Source organism: Sphingomonas sp. PR090111-T3T-6A, assembly GCF_000383095.1.
Lineage (GTDB): Bacteria > Pseudomonadota > Alphaproteobacteria > Sphingomonadales > Sphingomonadaceae > Solisphingomonas.
This window is the reverse complement of the sequence record NZ_AORL01000004.1, coordinates 49,692-67,267: the sequence shown is the minus strand read 5'-3', so window position 1 is coordinate 67,267 and position 17,576 is coordinate 49,692. Positions and strand designations below refer to the sequence as shown.

19 protein-coding genes are annotated in these 17,576 nt (G+C 70.4%); 11 read left to right on the top strand and 8 right to left on the bottom strand.

The window, feature by feature from the left end; all coding sequences use genetic code 11:
• The first annotated feature begins 1 nt into the window (after position 1).
• From ST3T6A_RS0100805 to ST3T6A_RS0100785, 5 genes are all read left to right on the top strand, one after another.
• Entirely contained in the window at positions 2-424 is a 423-nt protein-coding gene (locus ST3T6A_RS0100805) for a 23S rRNA (pseudouridine(1915)-N(3))-methyltransferase RlmH (RefSeq protein ID WP_019830980.1), read from the top strand.
• Positions 424-1,614 carry a murein hydrolase activator EnvC family protein gene (locus ST3T6A_RS0100800; RefSeq protein WP_019830979.1) on the top strand — a complete coding sequence of 397 codons (1,191 nt, stop codon included), beginning with the start codon at positions 424-426 and terminating at the stop codon, positions 1,612-1,614. The genes ST3T6A_RS0100805 and ST3T6A_RS0100800 overlap by 1 nt, the downstream gene beginning before the upstream one ends.
• Positions 1,615-1,700: 86 nt before the next feature.
• The gene (locus ST3T6A_RS0100795; RefSeq protein WP_019830978.1) at positions 1,701-3,068 is read left to right on the top strand and encodes a S41 family peptidase; all 1,368 of its coding nucleotides are present in this window, start codon (positions 1,701-1,703) and stop codon (positions 3,066-3,068) included.
• 15 nt (positions 3,069-3,083) lie between these two features.
• The gene (locus ST3T6A_RS0100790) at positions 3,084-3,566 is read left to right on the top strand and encodes a disulfide bond formation protein B (protein ID WP_019830977.1); all 483 of its coding nucleotides are present in this window, start codon (positions 3,084-3,086) and stop codon (positions 3,564-3,566) included.
• Positions 3,567-3,586: 20 nt separating this feature from the next.
• Complete coding sequence (locus ST3T6A_RS0100785) at positions 3,587-4,078, top strand: demethoxyubiquinone hydroxylase family protein (RefSeq protein WP_051103360.1); 492 nt, start codon at positions 3,587-3,589, stop codon at positions 4,076-4,078.
• A gap of 4 nt (positions 4,079-4,082) precedes the next feature.
• Here ST3T6A_RS0100785 and ST3T6A_RS0100780 read toward each other — a convergent pair whose 3' ends face one another.
• Positions 4,083-4,586, bottom strand: a complete 504-nt coding sequence (locus ST3T6A_RS0100780; RefSeq protein WP_019830975.1) for an O-acetyl-ADP-ribose deacetylase — start codon at positions 4,584-4,586, stop codon at positions 4,083-4,085.
• 81 nt (positions 4,587-4,667) lie between these two features.
• Here ST3T6A_RS0100780 and ST3T6A_RS0100775 point away from each other — a divergent pair, with 81 nt between their 5' ends.
• The 3 genes from ST3T6A_RS0100775 to ST3T6A_RS0100765 all read left to right on the top strand — a co-directional run bounded on the left by ST3T6A_RS0100775 (position 4,668) and on the right by ST3T6A_RS0100765 (position 6,461).
• On the top strand, positions 4,668-5,066 hold the full coding sequence (locus ST3T6A_RS0100775; protein ID WP_019830974.1) for a hypothetical protein: 399 nt from the start codon (positions 4,668-4,670) through the stop codon (positions 5,064-5,066).
• 108 nt (positions 5,067-5,174) lie between these two features.
• Entirely contained in the window at positions 5,175-5,669 is a 495-nt protein-coding gene (locus ST3T6A_RS0100770; protein ID WP_019830973.1) for a hypothetical protein, read from the top strand.
• Positions 5,670-5,756: 87 nt separating this feature from the next.
• Entirely contained in the window at positions 5,757-6,461 is a 705-nt protein-coding gene (locus ST3T6A_RS0100765) for a glutathione S-transferase N-terminal domain-containing protein (RefSeq protein WP_019830972.1), read from the top strand.
• 6 nt (positions 6,462-6,467) lie between these two features.
• Here the strand turns inward: ST3T6A_RS0100765 and smc are convergent, their stop codons facing one another.
• The 4 genes from smc to ST3T6A_RS0100745 are packed head-to-tail and all read right to left on the bottom strand — an operon-like array spanning position 6,468 to position 11,977.
• Complete coding sequence (gene smc, locus ST3T6A_RS0100760; protein WP_019830971.1) at positions 6,468-9,887, bottom strand: chromosome segregation protein SMC; 3,420 nt, start codon at positions 9,885-9,887, stop codon at positions 6,468-6,470.
• Between the two features lie 28 nt (positions 9,888-9,915).
• Positions 9,916-10,686, bottom strand: a complete 771-nt coding sequence (locus ST3T6A_RS0100755; protein ID WP_019830970.1) for a thioredoxin domain-containing protein — start codon at positions 10,684-10,686, stop codon at positions 9,916-9,918.
• Between the two features lie 20 nt (positions 10,687-10,706).
• Positions 10,707-11,417, bottom strand: a complete 711-nt coding sequence (locus ST3T6A_RS18990; protein ID WP_019830969.1) for a thioredoxin domain-containing protein — start codon at positions 11,415-11,417, stop codon at positions 10,707-10,709.
• A complete protein-coding gene (locus ST3T6A_RS0100745; protein WP_083937271.1) occupies positions 11,414-11,977 on the bottom strand; it encodes a DUF721 domain-containing protein in 564 nt (187 codons plus the stop codon). Before ST3T6A_RS0100745 ends, ST3T6A_RS18990 begins: the two co-directional genes overlap by 4 nt.
• A 26-nt stretch (positions 11,978-12,003) precedes the next feature.
• Between ST3T6A_RS0100745 and mutY the strand changes: the two genes are divergently transcribed.
• Both mutY and nudC read left to right on the top strand, forming a co-directional pair.
• Positions 12,004-13,041 (top strand): A/G-specific adenine glycosylase, encoded by a 1,038-nt coding sequence (gene mutY / locus ST3T6A_RS0100740; RefSeq protein ID WP_019830967.1) that lies wholly within the window; start codon positions 12,004-12,006, stop codon positions 13,039-13,041.
• Complete coding sequence (gene nudC / locus ST3T6A_RS0100735) at positions 13,038-13,922, top strand: NAD(+) diphosphatase (protein ID WP_019830966.1); 885 nt, start codon at positions 13,038-13,040, stop codon at positions 13,920-13,922. The genes mutY and nudC overlap by 4 nt, the downstream gene beginning before the upstream one ends.
• A gap of 6 nt (positions 13,923-13,928) precedes the next feature.
• Here nudC and ST3T6A_RS0100730 read toward each other — a convergent pair whose 3' ends face one another.
• Entirely contained in the window at positions 13,929-14,825 is an 897-nt protein-coding gene (locus ST3T6A_RS0100730) for a prephenate dehydratase (protein WP_019830965.1), read from the bottom strand.
• Between the two features lie 154 nt (positions 14,826-14,979).
• Between ST3T6A_RS0100730 and ST3T6A_RS0100725 the strand changes: the two genes are divergently transcribed.
• Complete coding sequence (locus ST3T6A_RS0100725; protein ID WP_019830964.1) at positions 14,980-15,696, top strand: c-type cytochrome; 717 nt, start codon at positions 14,980-14,982, stop codon at positions 15,694-15,696.
• 56 nt (positions 15,697-15,752) lie between these two features.
• On the opposite strand, the gene ST3T6A_RS0100720 is transcribed toward ST3T6A_RS0100725, so the two are convergent.
• The gene (locus ST3T6A_RS0100720) at positions 15,753-16,658 is read right to left on the bottom strand and encodes an LOG family protein (RefSeq protein ID WP_019830963.1); all 906 of its coding nucleotides are present in this window, start codon (positions 16,656-16,658) and stop codon (positions 15,753-15,755) included.
• Positions 16,659-16,698: 40 nt separating this feature from the next.
• The gene (locus ST3T6A_RS0100715) at positions 16,699-17,367 is read right to left on the bottom strand and encodes an extensin-like domain-containing protein (RefSeq protein ID WP_051103358.1); all 669 of its coding nucleotides are present in this window, start codon (positions 17,365-17,367) and stop codon (positions 16,699-16,701) included.
• Positions 17,368-17,576: the final 209 nt, after the last annotated feature.

The window sequence follows — 17,576 nt, the reverse complement described above, 5'->3', positions numbered from 1 at the left end:
CTTGCTGCTCCACATCGTCGCCCGCGGGCGGATCGGGCGCAGCCCCGAGGCCGAGCTGGTCGATCGCTATCTGAAGCGCGTGAGCTGGCCGACCAAGGTCAGCGAGCTGCCCGACACCGGTGGGCGGATGCCCGAGCTTGCGCCCGGCGCAAAGCTCGTCGCGCTCGACGAGACGGGGCGGGATCTGCCGTCGCGCGAGCTGGCGGCGATCCTCGGCCGCTGGCGCGACGACGGGGTGCGCGAGGTGCGCTTCCTGATCGGCGCCGCCGACGGGCATGAGGACGAGACGCGGGCCAGGGCCGATCTCCTCCTCGCCTTCGGCAAGGCGACATGGCCGCACATGATGGCCCGCGCTATGCTGGCCGAGCAACTCTGGCGGGCATCGAGCATCCTCGCCGGCCACCCCTATCACCGCGAGGGCTGATGGCCGCGCGGGGGGCGATCATGGCGGGGCTTGCGGTGACGGCGCTGGCGACGGCCGCCGCGCCCGCCGAAGCGCCCGACCTCGCGCCTGCCATCGGCGACGTCCGCAACGCGCTGGTCGGTGCCAAGCGGGCGGCGTCCGAGGCCGAAGCCCGCGCCGCGGCGCTCAACCAGGCTGCCGAGCAGGCGAGCAACGAGGCCGACCGCGCCCGTGCGCAGGCCGCCGCGCTTGGGCTTCAGGTGCAGGCCGCCGAATCCGATCTCGCCGCCGCGCAGGCCCGGATCGCGCTGATCGCCCGGCTTCAGGCCGACCAGCGCAGCCATATCGCCGAGAAGCAGGGGCCCATCCTGCACCTCGTCGCCGCGCTCCAGACCATGGCGCGCCGCCCGCCCGCGCTCGCCATCGCCCAGCCGGGCTCGCTCGACGACATGGTCCATGTCCGCCTGCTGCTCGCCGACACGCTGCCGGTGATCCATGCGCGCACGGCGGCGCTTCAGGCGGAACTCGCCAAACAGACCGAACTTCATGGCGACGCCGAGCGCGCCGCCGCCGCACTCGATGCCAGCCGCAAACTGCTCGCCACCCGCCGGCAGGCCTTCGCAGCGATGGAAGCCACCGCCATCCGCCGCTCGCAGCGCCTCGCCGATCAGGCGGCGCAGGAGGAGGAGCGCGCCATCGGCCTCGGCGAGGACGCCCGCGACATCGCCGACCGGATGCAGGCCATGGCGGAGGCTGGCGATGTCCGCGCCCGTCTCGCGCGCCTCGCCGGCCCCGATCCGCGCCCCGCCGGGCCCGACGACGCCGTGCCCGCCCATGCCGGGCCTGAGCGCTATCGCCTGCCGGTGAGCGGGGCGATCGCGACCGGCTATGGCGAGGTATCGAGCGCCGGCATCCGCGCGCGCGGCCTCACCGTCACGGCGGCCCCGGGCACGGACGTGCGCGCGCCCACGGTCGCCACCGTGCTCTATGCCGGGGCTTTTCGCAGCTATGGCCGAATCGTCATCCTCGGCCATGGCGGCGGCTGGACGACGACCCTGACCGGGCTCGACACGGTGGCGGTGAAGGTCGGCCAGCAGCTCCGCCCCGGCGACCTCATAGGCCGCGCCGGCGCGAGCGCCTCCCCCATCACCGCCGAGCTGCGCCGCGACAACCGCCCCGTCGACATCCTCGCCATGGCGCAGAGCGGCTGAGAATTTCCGCCGCTTTTGCCTTCGGACGAAACGCGGTAACAGTTGTCATGGAGGGGCACCCCGGCCCCACGGAAAGACGAGACTCGATGCCGAAGTCCCTGTTGCGCTCGATTGCCCTGCTGGCTGCGGGTGCCGCCATCCCGACGATGCTGATCCCCACCGTCCAGAGCGCACGCGCCGCCGAGTCCGACAAGGCCTCCGACACCTATCACCAGCTCGACCAGTTCATGAACGTCTTCCAGAAGATCCGTTCCGACTATGTCGACAAGACCGACGACAAGGCGCTCATCAAGGGCGCGATCGACGGGATGCTGGCGAGCCTCGATCCGCACAGCTCCTATCTGGACTCGCACGACTTCCAGCAGATGAAGCTGACGACCGACGGCAATTACGGCGGCCTCGGCCTCACCGTGCAAGCGGAAGACGGCGTGGTGAAGGTGGTGACGCCGACCGAGGATACCCCGGCCTGGCGCGCGGGCATCAAGTCCGGCGACTATATCACCCACATCAACGGCAAGCTGATCTACGGCACCACGCTCGACGATGCGGTCGACCAGATGCGCGGCGATCCGGGCACCAAGGTGACGCTCACCATCGTGCGCCCCGGCCGCGACAAACCCTTCGACGTGACGCTCACCCGCGAGAACATCGTCATCAAGCCGGTGAAGTGGGAGATCAAGAACCACATCGGCATCATCAACATCAACAGCTTCTCGAAGCAGACCGGCGCTGACACGCGGGCCGCGATCGCCGCCATCACCAAGGCCAATGGCGGGCTGCCGACCGGCTATGTGATCGATCTGCGCGACGACCCCGGAGGGTTGCTCGATCAGGCGATCGAGACGGCCGACGCCTTCCTCGATCATGGCGAGATCGTCTCCCAGCGCGGCCGCGCCAAGGACGATATCGAGCGCTATTACGCCCACCCCGGCGATGACGCGAAGGGTCTCCCGGTGATCGTGCTGGTCAATGCCGGCTCGGCCTCGGCGGCCGAGATCGTGGCGGGCGCGCTTCAGGATCAGCGCCGCGCGCTGGTGATGGGCGAGCGCAGCTTCGGCAAGGGCTCGGTGCAGACGCTGCTGCCCCTGACCGAGGATACGGCGCTGCGCCTCACCACGGCGCGCTATTTCACGCCGTCGGGCCGCTCGGTGCAGGAAGGCGGCATCCAGCCCGACGTGATGGTCCCGCAGCTTTCCGATCCGGATTACAAGGATCGTCCGAAGTTCCGCGAGAACGACCTGCGCCGCCACCTCATCAACGAGGCGAAGGTGGACGACAGCGTGCTGGAGGCCGACGACAAGACCGATCCGCGCTTCACCGTGACGGCCGACGCGCTGAAGAAGCAGGGGGTCACCGACTTCCAGCTCAACTACGCGCTCCAGACGATGGCGCGGCTGGGCGGCCCGCTGGCGCCCGCGCCCAAGGTCGCCCTCGCCGCTCCCGCCAAGCACTGACGACGGAACTCATCCATGACCGCTCTGTCCCGCGCCCGCCTGATCGCGGTGCTCGTTCCCGCCGCGCTGCTGGGCGGCGCGCTCGCGTCCCAATATATCGGTCATCTCGTGCCCTGCGAGATGTGCATGTGGCAGCGCTGGCCGCATCTCGCGGCGCTCGTGCTCGCGCTCATCGCCGTGCTGCTCCGTTCGAATCCGAAGGCCTCGCGCGGCTTCACGCTGCTGGCGGCACTGGGGATCCTCATCTCCGGCGCGATCGGCGTGTATCATGCCGGCGTTGAATATCATTGGTGGACCGGCATCACCCGGTGCACGGCGCCGGTGCTCGGCGGACCGGGGCAGGACATCCTCGCCCAGGTCATGGCCGCGCCGGTCGTGCGCTGCGATCAGACGCAGTGGACGCTCTGGGGTGTGTCGCTGGCCGGCTGGAACGCCCTTTTCTCGCTTGTTTCGGGAGCATCGATCCTGTGGCTGATCGCCAAGCCCACCGCCCGCTGAAGGCCCCCGACATCGACGCGATGATCCGCGTCGATCAGGCGGGCGAGTTCGGCGCCACCCGCATCTATGCGGGCCAGCTCGCCGTGCTCGGCAACCGAGCGGAAGCCGCGCGCCCGATCGCGCGCATGGCTGCGCAGGAGGAGCGTCACCGTCAGGTCTTCGACAAGCTCATCGCCGAGCGCGGCGTGCGCCCGACGCTGCTCGCGCCCTTCTGGGATCGCGCCGGCTTCCTGCTCGGCGCCGCGACCGCGCTGATCTCGCCCGAGGCCGCGATGGCCTGCACCGCCGCGATCGAGACCGAGATCGACAAGCATTATGGCGAGCAGCTCGCCGAGCTGGGCGACCGTGATCCGCAGCTCTCCGAGACGATCGCGGAGTTCCAGGCCGAGGAGGTCGAGCATCGCGAGACCGCCATGGCCGAGGGCGCGGAGCGGGCGCTCGGCTATCCGATCCTGTCGGCGGCGATCCGCTTCGGATGCCGCGCCGCCATCGCCATCTCCAAGCGCGTCTGAGGGCCTAGAGCGCGGCCGCCAGCGCGCGCTCGTCCTCGCCCGAGAAGGCCACCAGCACCACGCGATCGAAGGCGTCGGGACGGGCGTCCGCCCATCCGCGGATCGCCGTCACCGCGACCATGGCCGCGGCCTCCTTGGGATAGCCGTAGATCCCGGTCGAGATCGCCGGGAAGGCGATCGATCGCGCGCCAGCCTCCGCCGCCAGGTCGAGGCTTCTGGTGTAGCAACGCGCCAGCAGCGCCGCTTCCTCCCGGTCGCCGCCGCTCCACACCGGGCCGACCGTGTGCACCACGAAGCGCGCGGACAGGCGGAAACCGGGCGTGATTCGCGCCTCGCCGGCCGGGCAGGGCGCCAGCGCCATGCTCGCCGCCTTCAGGTCCGGCCCCGCCGCGCGATGGATCGCGCCGTCCACGCCGCCGCCGCCCGCCAGCGCGCTGTTGGCCGCGTTGACGATCGCGTCGACCGCCATCACGGTGATATCGCCGCGCTCCAGCTCGATCCGCGCCATGCCCCGCCTCCTTTCGCTTGCGGGAACCGTCCGGCTCCGCCATGCCGTTTTGGCTCAACGGCCGGACTAAGGCGAACGATCATGCGCAGGCTGCTTTCCCTCTCGCTCATCGCAACGGCCTCGCTCGGCCTCTCGGTGCTGGAGCCACTGCCCGCGCTCGCGCAGCAGCAGGATCGCTTCATCATCATCTACGGCAATGATCGCTGCCCCTCCAGCGCGGGGCAGGAGATCGTCGTCTGCGTCCGCCAGCCCGAAACCGAGCGCTATCGCATCCCCAAGGAACTGCGCGACAACGAGATCTCGCCCACCAACATGAGCTGGGCGCAGCGCGCGAAGAGCGTGGAGTTCGTCGGCAAGAGCGGCACGCAAAGCTGCTCGAACGAAGGCTCCGGCGGCTGGACCGGGTGCATGCAGAAGATGTTCGCCGAGGCCCGCGCCGAGCGCCAGACGCAGAAGAAGGCCGACGCCGGGGTTCCCTGAGCGCGGCCTCCACCCCACATAACAGGGATGTCGATGCTTTCATTCAGCACCGCGACAGCCACCGAGGGGCTTGGCTCAGCACCAGCCCCGATCGTGGAGGATCGCCCCATGACCGCCTTCGCCGCCGCCCGATCGCTGTTGATCGCCTGTGCGGGCTTCCTGCTCGGCCTGCTGCTGGCCGCCATGGCGCTGCCGCTCGCCGCGCGCGCCGAGCCAGCCAAGACCGCGCCCGCGGCCAAGGCCGAAACCGCCGCGGCGAACGAATCCCGCACCATATCAATCGTCGTCTACGGCAATGATCCCTGCCCCACCGGCAAGGACAATGAGATCATCGTCTGCGCCCGTGAGCCCGAATCCGAGCGCTATCGCATTCCCAAGCGCTTCCGCGGCAAGAAGGTGCAGCCGGCGCCGGGCAACAGCTGGGTCAACAAGGTGCGCACCACCGAGGATGTCAGCCGCGAGGCGGCGGGCCTGCCCAACACCTGCTCGATGGTCGGCACCGGCGGCCAGACCGGCTGCTTCGCGCAGTTCCAGACGCAGTCGCGCCTCCAGCGCCAGCAGGAGAAGGAAGACGCGGCGAACGGCGGCATCCCGCAGGATTGATCGACATGGGCCGGGGCGAGCGCCTTGTCGGCGTTTGCCCCGGCCTTATCTCTGGCGCGCGCAGCCTCTTAGCGCCAGGGAGATACCATGTCCGATCTGTCCGCTTTCCCGATCGCCGCCCGCTGGCCGGCGCAGCACCCCGATCGCATCCAGCTCTATTCGCTGCCCACGCCCAATGGCGTGAAGGTGTCGATCGCGCTGGAGGAACTGGGCCTCCCTTACGAACCGCATCTGATCCAGATCGGCCAGAACGAGACCTGGACGCCGGCCTATCTCTCGCTCAACCCGAACGGGAAGATTCCGGCGATCATCGATCCCGACGGCCCCGGCGGCCGGCCACTCGGCCTGTTCGAGAGCGGCGCGATCCTGCTCTATCTCGCCGACAAGACCGGCCGCCTGATGCCCGCCGACCCGGCGCTGCGCTATGAGGCGATCCAGTGGATTTTCTTCCAAATGGCCGCCGTCGGCCCGATGTTCGGGCAGGTGGGCTTCTTCCACAAGTTCGCCGGCCGGGAGTATGAGGACAAGCGCCCGCTCCAGCGCTACGTCGCCGAGAGCAAGCGCCTGCTCGGCGTGCTGGAGGATCGCCTCGCCACCCGCACATGGATGATGGGCGACGACTACACGATGGTGGACATCGCGCTGCTCGGCTGGGTGCGCAACATCAACGGATTCTACGAGGCGGGCGCGCTGGTCGAGTTCGACAGGCTGCGCCATGTCCCGGCCTGGCTGGAACGCGGCCTCGCCCGCCCGGCGGTCGAGCGCGGGCTCAACATCCCGGCGCGCGACTGAAGCAGATCACTCGGCGGCGAGGAGCGTCTCCGCGCCGCCGAGATCGACCGAGACCAGCCGGCTGACGCCGCGCTCGACCATGGTGACGCCGAACAGCCGGTGCATCCGCGCCATGCTGACCGCATTGTGGGTGACGACGAGATAGCGCGTGTCGGTCTCACGGGTCATCTGGTCGAGCAGGTCGCAGAAGCGCTCGATATTGGCGTCGTCGAGCGGCGCGTCGACCTCGTCGAGCACGCAGATCGGCGCCGGGTTGGTGAGGAACAGCGCGAAGATCAGCGCCACCGCCGTCAGCGCCTGCTCGCCGCCCGACAGCAATGTGAGCGAGGAGAGCTTCTTGCCCGGCGGCTGGGCCATGATCTCCAGCCCCGCCTCCAGCGGATCGTCCGAATCGATCAGCGCGAGATGCGCCTCGCCGCCCGCGAACAGGCGCGTGAAAAGGCGGCGGAAATGCCCGTCCACCGCCTCGAATGCGGCGAGCAGCCGGGCGCGACCCTCGCGGTTGAGGCTGCCGATCGAGCCCCTCAGGCGCGAGACGGCCTCGGCCAGCTCGTCGCGCTGGGCGGCTTGCGTGACGCGGTCGCTGTCGAGTTCGGAGAGTTCCTGCTCGGCGACGAGATTGACCGGGCCGATCCGCTCGCGATCGATGTTGAGCCGGTCGAAGCGCCGCTGCTCGGAGGCGATGTCGCCGACCTCGGCGGAGACGAAACCGGCCTTCTCCGGCAGCACGGGCGCCGGGCACTGGAAGCGCTCGCCGGCCAGCCGCCCCATCTCCTGCCGCCGCGCCTCGTGATTCTCGTGATGCGCGATCGCCGTCGCGCGCGCCTCGCGGGCACCGGCCGCATCCTCGTTGACCGCCGCGAGCACGGCCTCGGTCTCGCGCAACACAACCTCCATGCTGCGCTCGGCCGCCGCCGTTTCGGTGACATTGGCAGTGGCAGCGGCGCTCTCCGCCTGGGCCGCCTCGATCCGCTCGGCGAGCGTCTTCGGCGTGGCGGCAAGCAATGCGGCCTCCTCTTCGGCGGCGTTGGCGCGGGCGGCCATCTCCTCGATCCGCCTAGCCGCATCGCCGGCGCGCGCGCGCCAGCCCTCGGCCTCTGCCCTCGCCGCCACAGCGCGGTCGCGATCCGCCGAGAGGCCGCGATCGAGCTGGGCGAGATCGAGCCGGTACTGGCCCACCGCCCCGCGCGCGGCATCCGTCGCGGCCCGCTGTGCCGCGACCGCGCGCGCCGTCTCCCCGCCATCGGGCAACAGCGCCACCACATCGGCGGCCTTGCTGCGCTCTCCGTCCGCGGCATCGCGCTCGGCCTGGGCCTGCGCTGCGCGCTCGGCCAGCTCGGCGCGGCGGGATTCGATGCGCTCGATGGCGACGCGGGCGCGATCCTCGGCCAGCGCCTCGTCACGGGCGCGGCGTTCGGCAGCGGTGAGCGACGTGCGCGCCGCCTGCCCGTCGCGCTCCGCGGCATCGAGCGCGGCGGCGGCCTCGCGCCCCTTCGCCTCGGCCTCGGCCAGCGTCGCGCGGGCGGGCGGGAGCTGCGTCTCGATCTCGGTCAGGCGGTTGCGGCGGATGAGGCCTTCGGCGGCGGCGGCGCCCTGCTCCTCGGCGACGAAGCCGTCCCAGCGCCGCATCTTCCCGTCACGGGTCACGAGGCGCTGGCCGACGCCGAGCCGGATGCTCCCGTCATCCGCCTCCACGACGCCGACCTGCGCCAGCCGCCGCGCCAGTTCCTCGGGCGCCTCGACATGATCCGAAAGCCGCTCGCACCCCTTGGGCAGCGCAGCATCGCCCGCAGCATCCGCGCCCGCCCAGCGCCGCGCGCCCTTGCCGCCAACCGGCGCCTCCAGATCGTCGCCCAGCGCCGCCGCCAGCGCGCGCTCATAGCCGGGCGCGGCAGTGATCTGGTCGATGGCGCGGGGCTCCTTGCCGTCGCGACGCGCCAGCGAGCGGGTCAGTGCCGCCGCTTCGGACTCCAGCGAGGCGAGTTGCGCCCGCGCCGTGGCCGCCGCCGCCTGCCCCTCATCCCGCGCCGCCGCGGCCGTGACGCGAGCCTCCTCGGCCTTCGTCATAGCCTCGGTCGCGGCGTCCGCCTCGGCCGTCGCAGTCGTGCGCGCGGCGGACGCCGTCGCCAGCGCCGCCTCATGCTGCGCAGCATCGCCCACCGCCGCCAGATCGCGAGCGATGCGCGCCACCTCCGCCTCGGCGCGGTCGAGACGCTGACGGGCCGCCGCCAGCGCCGCCTGCGCGATCCGCGCCTCGGCCTGCTCCGCCGCCTCCGCTGCGAGAGCCTGCGCGAGCAGCACCTCGGCGTCGCGCAGCCCCGCCTCCGTCTCCGCCAACCGTGTCGTAAGAGCTGGACGTGTCGCCTCGGCCTCCGCCACGCGCGCCGTCAGCGTCTCCGCCTCGGCCATCAGCCGGGCGATGGCGGCCGCCGCATCCTCCGCCAGCGCGCCTTCACGAGCCCGGTCGCGCTCCAGCGTGTCGCGGAGCTGGGCGATCTCCTGGATGCGACGCTCCAGCGCCTTGCGCTCGGCCCGGAGCGTCTCCAGCCGATGGCCCGCCGTCGCCGCCACGTCGCGGGCGGACTGGGCCGTCGAGCGCGCCGCCGCCAGCCCCTGTGCCGCCTGCCCCGAAGCCTCGGTGGCGCGGCGCTGGCGATCGGCGGCGGCGGCCACCGCCGCCTCGGCCGCCTCGGCCTCGCGCTTGCTCGTCGCCGTCGCCTCGGCCGCCTCGCGCCAGCGCGCGTAGATCAGCCGCCCCTCCGCCACGCGGATATCCACCGAGAGCAGGCGATACCGCTCCGCCGCCCGCGCCTGCCGACGCAGCGCCGTGGCGCGCGCCTCCATGTCGCCCAGCAACGTGTCGAGCCGTTCGAGATTGGTCTCCGTCGCGCGGAGCTTCTGCTCGGCATCGCGGCGGCGAACATGGAGGCCGGCAATCCCCGCCGCCTCCTCCAGCATGGCGCGGCGCTCGGTGGGCCGCGCGGCGATGATCGCGCTGATCCGCCCCTGGCTCACCAGCGCCGGGCTGTGCGCGCCGGTCGCGGCGTCCGCGAAGAGCAGCGCGACGTCCTTCTGGCGCACGTCGCGCCCGTCGATGCGGTAGGCGGAGCCCGCGCCCCGCTCGATGCGGCGGACGATCTCGGCCTCCTGAGGCCCGCGCTCGTCCGCCTGCTCGATCAGCATCGAGACTTCGGCGAAGTCCCGCGCCGGGCGCTGGGCGGTGCCGGCGAAGATCACGTCCTCCATGCCGCTGCCGCGCAGCGACTTGGAGCTGGCCTCGCCCATCACCCAGCGGATGGCTTCGAGGAGGTTCGACTTGCCGCAGCCATTGGGGCCGACGATCCCCGTCAGCCCCGGCTCGATCACCAGCTCGGCCGGATCGACGAAGCTCTTGAAGCCCGAGAGCTTGAGCCGCCGGATCCGCATCGTCGCCTTACCCCCCTCAAGCGCCCTGTCAGGCGCCGGCGCCCTTCAGGATCGGCTCCAGCGCCGACCAGACGGTGGTGTTCTCGCCTGCCGGCTTGCCGTTGACGACGAAGAAGGGCGTGAAGCTCACATTGTAGCGTGTAACGCCGTCCTGCATCCGCTTGGAGAGCGCATCCAGCGCCTTGGGATCGGCGAGGCAGGCCTTGGCCTTCGCTTCCGGCACGCCGCGCTGGCCGACGAACTGGACATAGCCGAGCTGCTCGCCCCAGGCGGCGGCCTGCTCGTTGGGCGTCTTGTTGGCGATCTCCTGCTGGAAATTCGCCGGCAGCTTATCCAGCTTCGGGAAGACGTTGGGCTGATCGGCCATCATCTGCTCAAGGATCGGGAAGAAGGTGGTCGCCCCGTTGCACTGGCCGAGCAGGATCGCGGCCGGGTCCATCGGGTGGATCGCGAAATCGCGGAACTCGTAGCTCACCTTGCCGGCGTCGATATATTTGCTCTTGAGTTCCGGGAAGCCTTCCTCGGTGAACTTCGCGCAGTGTGGGCAGGTGCGCGAGCCATATTCGATGAGCTTCACCGGTGCGTTGGGATTGCCCATCAGATAGCCGCCATCGGCCGTCTGGCTGATCTGGCTGGCCCAGCCGCCCGCGGGCGCCGCACCCACCGGGCCGCTGCTGGCGGCGGGCGTGGCCGGCGCGGTGGCCGTGGCGGCGCTGTCGTCAGCCTTCTTCTGGCAGCCGGCCAGCGTCAGGGCGGCCATGGCGAAGCCGGTGAGAAGGAGGCGGTTCTTGATCGTCATGATGCGCGATACTCCTGTGATCATCCCTTGAGCGCGGCCTGGATCTTGGGCTCCAGTGCCGCCCAGTCATAGACGCCGGACTGGACCATATCGTTGATGAGGAAGCCGGGCGTCCCGCCGATCTTGCGGACGTTCCAGGCATCGTTGGTGGTCTTCTCCAGCACCGACTGGAGGCCCTTGTCGTCGAGGCACTTGCCGATCGCGGCCGGCGTCGTGCCATGCTTCACGATCAGCGCCTCGACGCCTGCATTGGCCATCAGCGCGTGGATCGCGGCCGACTTGTCGGGGGCGCTCAGCTCGGTCTGGTGGGCGGAGATCCAGTCGGACGCCTTGGTCTCCCAATCCTGCTGGCCGGCCATCACATCCTCGACCGTGCCGAAATAGTCCTTGGTCGCGACGCAACGGGTGCTGAGCGCCACCGAGAAATCGAGCGCGTCGCGCAGCGCCGAGCGCAGCTCGAAGCTCACCTGTCCCGAGCGGACATATTTGTCGGTGAGCGGCTTGAAGGCGGTGGTCGCGAACACGGCGCAATGCGGGCAGGTGAAGGAGAAGAATTCGACCAGCTTCACCTTCGCGTTGGGGTTGCCCATGCGGATGCCGCCATCGGGCGTCTGCTCGATCACGCGGGTCCAGTCGGCGGGCGCATGGGCCGTGCGGGGGGCGGCCTCGACAGGCGCGGTGCCCGAGACGGCGAACAGGGCGGCCACGAACGCGACGAATACAGGCTTCATTCGGAAGGCTCCGGCAGGCGCGGCGCGCCGGTGGTGAAGGAAAGGCCCTCGGCCATCGATTCGAGCACGGCGCGCAGCTCGGGATCGCTCACCGCGCGCAAGCTGTCGCCGAGTTCGACGGGCTGGAAGTTGGGCGCGGCCGGCGGCTTGCGGCGCGCGCGCGGGGTGGCGGCGGCCTGACGGATCTGCACGCGCGCCACCGCCGGATAGCCGAAGAAGCGGTTGACCCGCTGGATCAGCGTCGGCGCGATATGCTGCATCATCGGCGCATGGGCGCCCTCGACCGAAAGAGTGAGCACGCCGTCCGACTTCTTGCCCGCCGGGAAGCGGATCGATTCGGGCGAGGAGACGCCGGCGTAGCGCTGGCCGACGATCTCGGGCCAGCGACTCACCACGGCGGACTGGATGAAGCCGAAGCGGCGGAAATGAACACCGCCAATCTCGGGCACAATCTCCGAAAGCGCCCGCGCACGCGCGGCACGCGGCCGCTCGACAGGCGCCTTCGCCTTGCCGCGCGACGCCTTCTTTTCCCCCGACACCCCTGAAGCCCGTTCCGTCATTCTCCTCCCCATGCCATAGGCGCCCCATGCCCGTCGATGCCGCTCACGCACTGCTGGCCTGGTACGATGCCAACGCCCGCGCGCTGCCGTGGCGGGCGGCGCCGGGCACGCCCGCGCCGACCCCGTATCGGGTGTGGCTGAGCGAGATCATGCTCCAGCAGACGACCGTCGCCGCGGTCGGCCCCTATTTCGCGAAATTCACCGGCCGCTGGCCGACCGTCGCCGATCTCGCCGCCGCCGACGAGGCCGAGCTGATGGCCGCCTGGGCCGGGCTCGGCTACTACGCCCGCGCCCGCAACCTGATCGCCTGCGCCCGCTCGGTGATGGCGGATCATGGCGGGCGATTCCCCGATAGCGAGGATGTCTTACGCGCCCTGCCCGGCATCGGCGCCTATACGGCGGCGGCGGTGGCGGCGATCGCCTTCGGGCGGCGCGCGGTGGTGGTGGACGCCAATGTCGAGCGGGTGGTGACGCGCCTGTTCGCCTGCCCCGAGCCGCTCCCCAACGCACGGCCCCGTATCCGGGAGCTGACCGACAGCATCACCCCGGACGCGCGCGCAGGCGATTTCGCGCAGGCGATGATGGACCTCGGCGCCACCATCTGCACGGTGCGCAATCCGTGCTGCGACGTCTGCCCGCTGAACGCCGGCTGCAAGGCGCGGGCTGAAGGCAATCCCGAAGCCTATCCGGTGAAGCTACCCAAGAAGGCCAAGCCGCGCCGGAAGGGCATCGCCTACTGGCTCGAATCGGATGGCGCCGTGCTGCTCGTCCGCCGCCCCGACAAGGGGATGCTCGGCGGGATGCGCGCACTTCCCGGAGGCGAGTGGGGCGACTCCGCCGAAGCCGCTTCCCCCCTCGGCGCCGACTGGCGCCCGGTCGGCACGGTCGAGCATGTCTTCACCCATTTCGCCCTGTCGCTCGACGTGATGGCCGCCCACCTTCCCGGCCGCCCGATCGAGGGCGAATGGTGGCCGGTCGACCGCATCGAGGAGGCTGGCCTGCCGACCCTCTATGCGCGCGCCGCCGCGCTTGGCCGCGCTTCCCAGGAGATGCTTGCGCTATGACGATCCTTCCCGGCTTCACCGGATCGCTGCTCGACCGGGTCGACATGGCCCGGCACGACGAGGCACTGGTGGCCGCGATGCGGGCCGATCCGGAGGCGCTGCTCCTCCTTCTCGCAGACCTGCACCCGCTCGGCGCGGAGGAAGGCACGCTCGGCTGGACCCCGCTGGCCGAGGTGCAGATCGAGGTGGAGCTGGCGCTGCTCGGCCGGATCGAGGGGCGGCCGCGTTTCGTGGCGCTGACGCCGGGCGTCTCCGCTCTGCGCCGCTCGCCGGAGCTGTTCGCGGCGATTACCGCGCTCCAGCCCGGCGAGGCCGGCACCTATGCCGCCGCGCGCAGCCTGATCGACTGGCACGCCCGCCACGGCTTCTGCCCCAACTGCGGGCACCGAACCCTGGCCTTCCGCGCCGGCTGGGGGCGCCGCTGCCCGAACTGCGAGGCCGAGCATTTCCCGCGCGTCGACCCGGTGGTCATCATGCTCGCCCAGCACGGCACGGGCGATGCGGCGCGTATCCTCGTCGGCCGCCAGCCGGCCTTCCCGCCGGGGCGCTATTCGGCGCTGGCGGGCTTCCTCGAACCCGGCGAATCGGTCGAGGAGGCGGTGACGCGCGAGCTGGCCGAGGAGGCGGGCGTCGCCGTCCATTCGGTGCGCTACGTCGCGTCGCAGCCCTGGCCCTTCCCCTCGCAGCTCATGATCGCCTGCGTCGCCATGACCGACGACGACAGGCTCCGCATCGACGAGACCGAGCTGGAGGACGCGCGCTGGATCGACCGCGCCGGGGTGATCGCCGCGATGAACGGCGAGCCTGACGCTCCCTTCCTGCCGCCGCCGCCCTACGCCATCGCCCACACGCTGTTCCGGCGCTGGCTGGCGGAGAGCTGAGCGGGCTTACAGATCCCGGTTGCGCGCCTTGCGATAGGTGCCGAGGATGCGCACCCAGCGCGAGTAGAAAGCCAGCTCTTCCAGCGCGCGGGCGACGCCCGGCTCGTCGGGATGGCCCTCGATATCGGCGTAGAACTCGGTCGCCTGAAAGGCACCGCCGCGCTGATAGCTTTCGAGCTTGGTCATGTTGACGCCGTTGGTGGCGAAGCCGCCCAGCGCCTTGAACAGCGCGGCGGGGACATTCTTCACCTGGAACATCAGCGTCGTCATGTAAGGACCGCCCCCGATCTCCTCGGGCGCCTCCAGCGCCAGCGCGAGGAAGCGGGTGGTGTTGTCCTCCTCGTCGGCGATTCCCTCGGCGAGGATCGGCAGGCCGTAGAGTTCCGCCGCCAGACGCGGCGCCAGCGCGCCGACGCGGGCGGGCGCGCCCATCTCCACCACCGCGGCCGCGGCGGCGGCGGTGTCAGGGAAGGGAATCGCCCGGATGCCGTTCCCGCGCAGCCAGTGCCGGCATTGGCCCAGCGCCTGCGGATGGCTCATCGCCTCCTCCACCTCGCCCAGCGTGCCCGAGCCCAGCAGGCAGTGGCGGATCGGCAGGAAATGCTCGCCGATGATGGTGAGCCCGCTCTCGGGCAGCAGGAAATGCATGTCGGCGACGCGGCCGTGGAGCGAATTTTCGATCGGGATCAGCGCGCGCTCGGCGCGGCCCTCGCGCACCGCGTCGATCGCATCCTCGAATCCGAAGCAGGGCAGCGGCAGCGCGTCGGGAAAGGCCTGCATCACCGCGATATGCGAATTGGCGCCCGGCGCGCCCTGAAAGGCGACGGCGCGGGCGGGATCGGCGGCGGCGGCGGCAGCCATCGTATCGACGAGGACGGCGGCGGGGGCGGGATAGGTCTGCATGTAAAGCCGCGACTACGCGCTGTCAGGTGGTGGCTGCAAGCGCGCTTGCGCAGCCCGTTTGGCGATTCTATGCATTGGCTGCCTGTATCGCGTCTGTAACGGCGCTGGACATAAGCCGCCAGAATAGGCGTAAAAAAGGGGAGTGTTGCGGGGCATGGACGACCGGACCAACACGATCGCCGGCTGGGTACTTGCCGCGGGTATTGCCGCGCTTGGTCTGACAGTTGTCACGGGTGAATATTTTCACGCCGAGCGACCCGAGAAGATGGGCTACACCGTCGAAGGGGTCGAGCAGGAAGCCGGCGCGGAAAGTGCCCCCGCCGAAGGGCCCATCGAAACCTATCTCGCCAAGGCGGACCCGGCGAAGGGCGCCGACGTCTTCAAGAAGTGCGGCGCCTGCCACACCGATCAGAAGGGTGGCCCCAACGGCATCGGCCCGCAGCTCTGGGACGTCGTCGGCCGCGCCCGCGCGACCGAGGCGGGCTTCGCCTATTCCGACGCGCTGAAGGGCAAGCCCGGCGCGTGGGACTGGGATTCGCTGGGCCAATGGCTGAAGAGCCCGAAGGAGTATGCGCCCGGCACCAAGATGACCTTCGCGGGCCTCTCCAACCCGCAGGATCGGGCGAACGTGATCGCCTATCTCAACACGCAGAGCGACGCGCCCAAGCCGCTGCCGACGGCGCCCGCCGCCGCTCCGGCCGCCGCCGCGGGCACTGCCGCTGCCGCCAAGCCGGGCGAGAACACGGCCGGCGAAGGCGCCAAGAAGCAGCCGGTCGTCACCGAGGCGCAGGCCGCCGCCAATCCCAAGGGCGCGGTCGGCGGTAACGCGGCGCCGAGCGTGACGGGCAACGAGGCCCAGCAGAAGAAGTAAGCGGCAAGTGCTTCCGGGCAGCGACCGCGCCGCCCGGAAGCCCGCGCCGGAGCGGCTTATTCGGCCGCAACCACGTCCGGCATGTCGTAATAGTCGCGAACGATCTCCCACGCCTCTTCCGCCGTCTCGACGAAGCGGAACAGGTCGAGATCCTGCGGCGCGATCACGCCATAGTCGGCGAGCGCGTGCCAGTTGACCACCGTTTCCCAGAACTCCCGGCCGAACAGCAGAATCGGCAGCGGCGAGGTCTTGCCCGTCTGGATGAGGGTGAGCAGCTCGAAGAACTCGTCGAACGTGCCGAAGCCGCCCGGGAACACCGCCACCGCGCGCGCGTGCAGCAGGAAGTGCATCTTGCGCAGCGCGAAATAGTGGAAGCGCATCGAGAGATGCGGCGTCACATAAGGGTTCGGCGCCTGCTCGTGGGGCAGCACGATGTTGAGGCCGATCGTATCCGCCCCGACATCGCGCGCGCCGCGATTCGCGGCCTCCATGATCGACGGGCCACCGCCCGAGCAGACCACGAACTGGCGCTTGCCGTCGGCGTCCGGCGCGACCCGGCTGGCGATGCGGGCGAGCTTGCGCGCCTCGTCATAATAATGGGCGTTCGACGCGAGGCGCTCGGCGATGCGGCGCTGCTCGGGGGTCTTGGCGGCGTCGACCAGCATCTTCGCCCGTTCCGGCTCGGGGATGCGCGCCGAGCCGTAGAAGACGAAGGTGGAGGCGATGTTCGCCTCGTCGAGAATCACCTGCGTCTTCAGCAGTTCGAGCTGGAAACGCACGGGGCGCAGATCCTCGCGCAGCAGGAACTCGTCGTCCTGGAAGGCGAGGCGGTAGGAAGGATCTTCCGTCTGCGGCGTCACCACCGCTTCGCGGGCGACCTTCGCCTCGGTCTTGGCGGGGGCGAAGATGCGCTTGGGAACGCCGGCCTTGTCGCCGGCCGGAGTGCGGTTCTGATCGTTCATTAGCGGGGGTTTAGCCGTCCTTCATGACGGTGGGAAGATTTCAGCGGCAGTACGTCCCCGGCCCCATGTCGAAATGCAGGTGGTTGCGGTGGAGCGCGTTGGCGTCCGGCCCCAGCACGATATGGAAGCGCCGGCACGCCGCGTCATGCACCGCGCGCAGGAAGTTGCGGGCATATTGGTCCGGCCCGTTCCAGTCGTTGAGCACGGTGATCCGCCGTCCGTTGGCGAGCACGAAGCCCGATATGTCCACCGCGTCGGACAGGCCATGTTCGGAGAGCCTGTTGCCTCCGACATTGTTGATCGGCCGGCAGGAGTAGGTGCCGAAGCTCTCGATCTTCACCACCGGCGAGGAGAGCCAGGCCTCGGCCGCCTTCTGCGTCGCGTCGCGGGTCCAGCGGGTGAAGGCGTCGGCCAGCGGGCAGGTCATCGCGCCGAGATTGGTGACGGGCATCCCGATGTCCGAAAGCTGCACCGTGCCGATCGCCGAGCAGCCACCGCCGAACACGCGATCGGGCAGCACGCTGTATTGCGCGCCGTCGGCCGAAAGCTGGCTCAGGCATTGGCGCCGGGCTGCCGCGTCATAGGCCGGGCGCTCGGGCGGCGGACGGTATCGCGCGGACGGGCGTGCCGGCTGGCGCTCGTGCGGCACGCAGGAAACGAGGAGCAGCGCCACCGCTCCCAGGGCCGGAACCAGACGCAAACGACGCATGAACACCCCTCCGCTCCGCCAGCCTAATCGGCGGGGGGAGCAGGGTCATCTCCCCCTCGCATCGCCTCGCCTCATTTCGCCGCATGGGCGGCATCGCCGAAACGAAATGTCGCGTGAAATGATCTAAGCGACATATTTACGCGGTTGACTCCCCCGTCCGCGTCTCTAAAGGCGGCGGCGGGCCACGCCGTCCCAACGCGGCGCGTGCT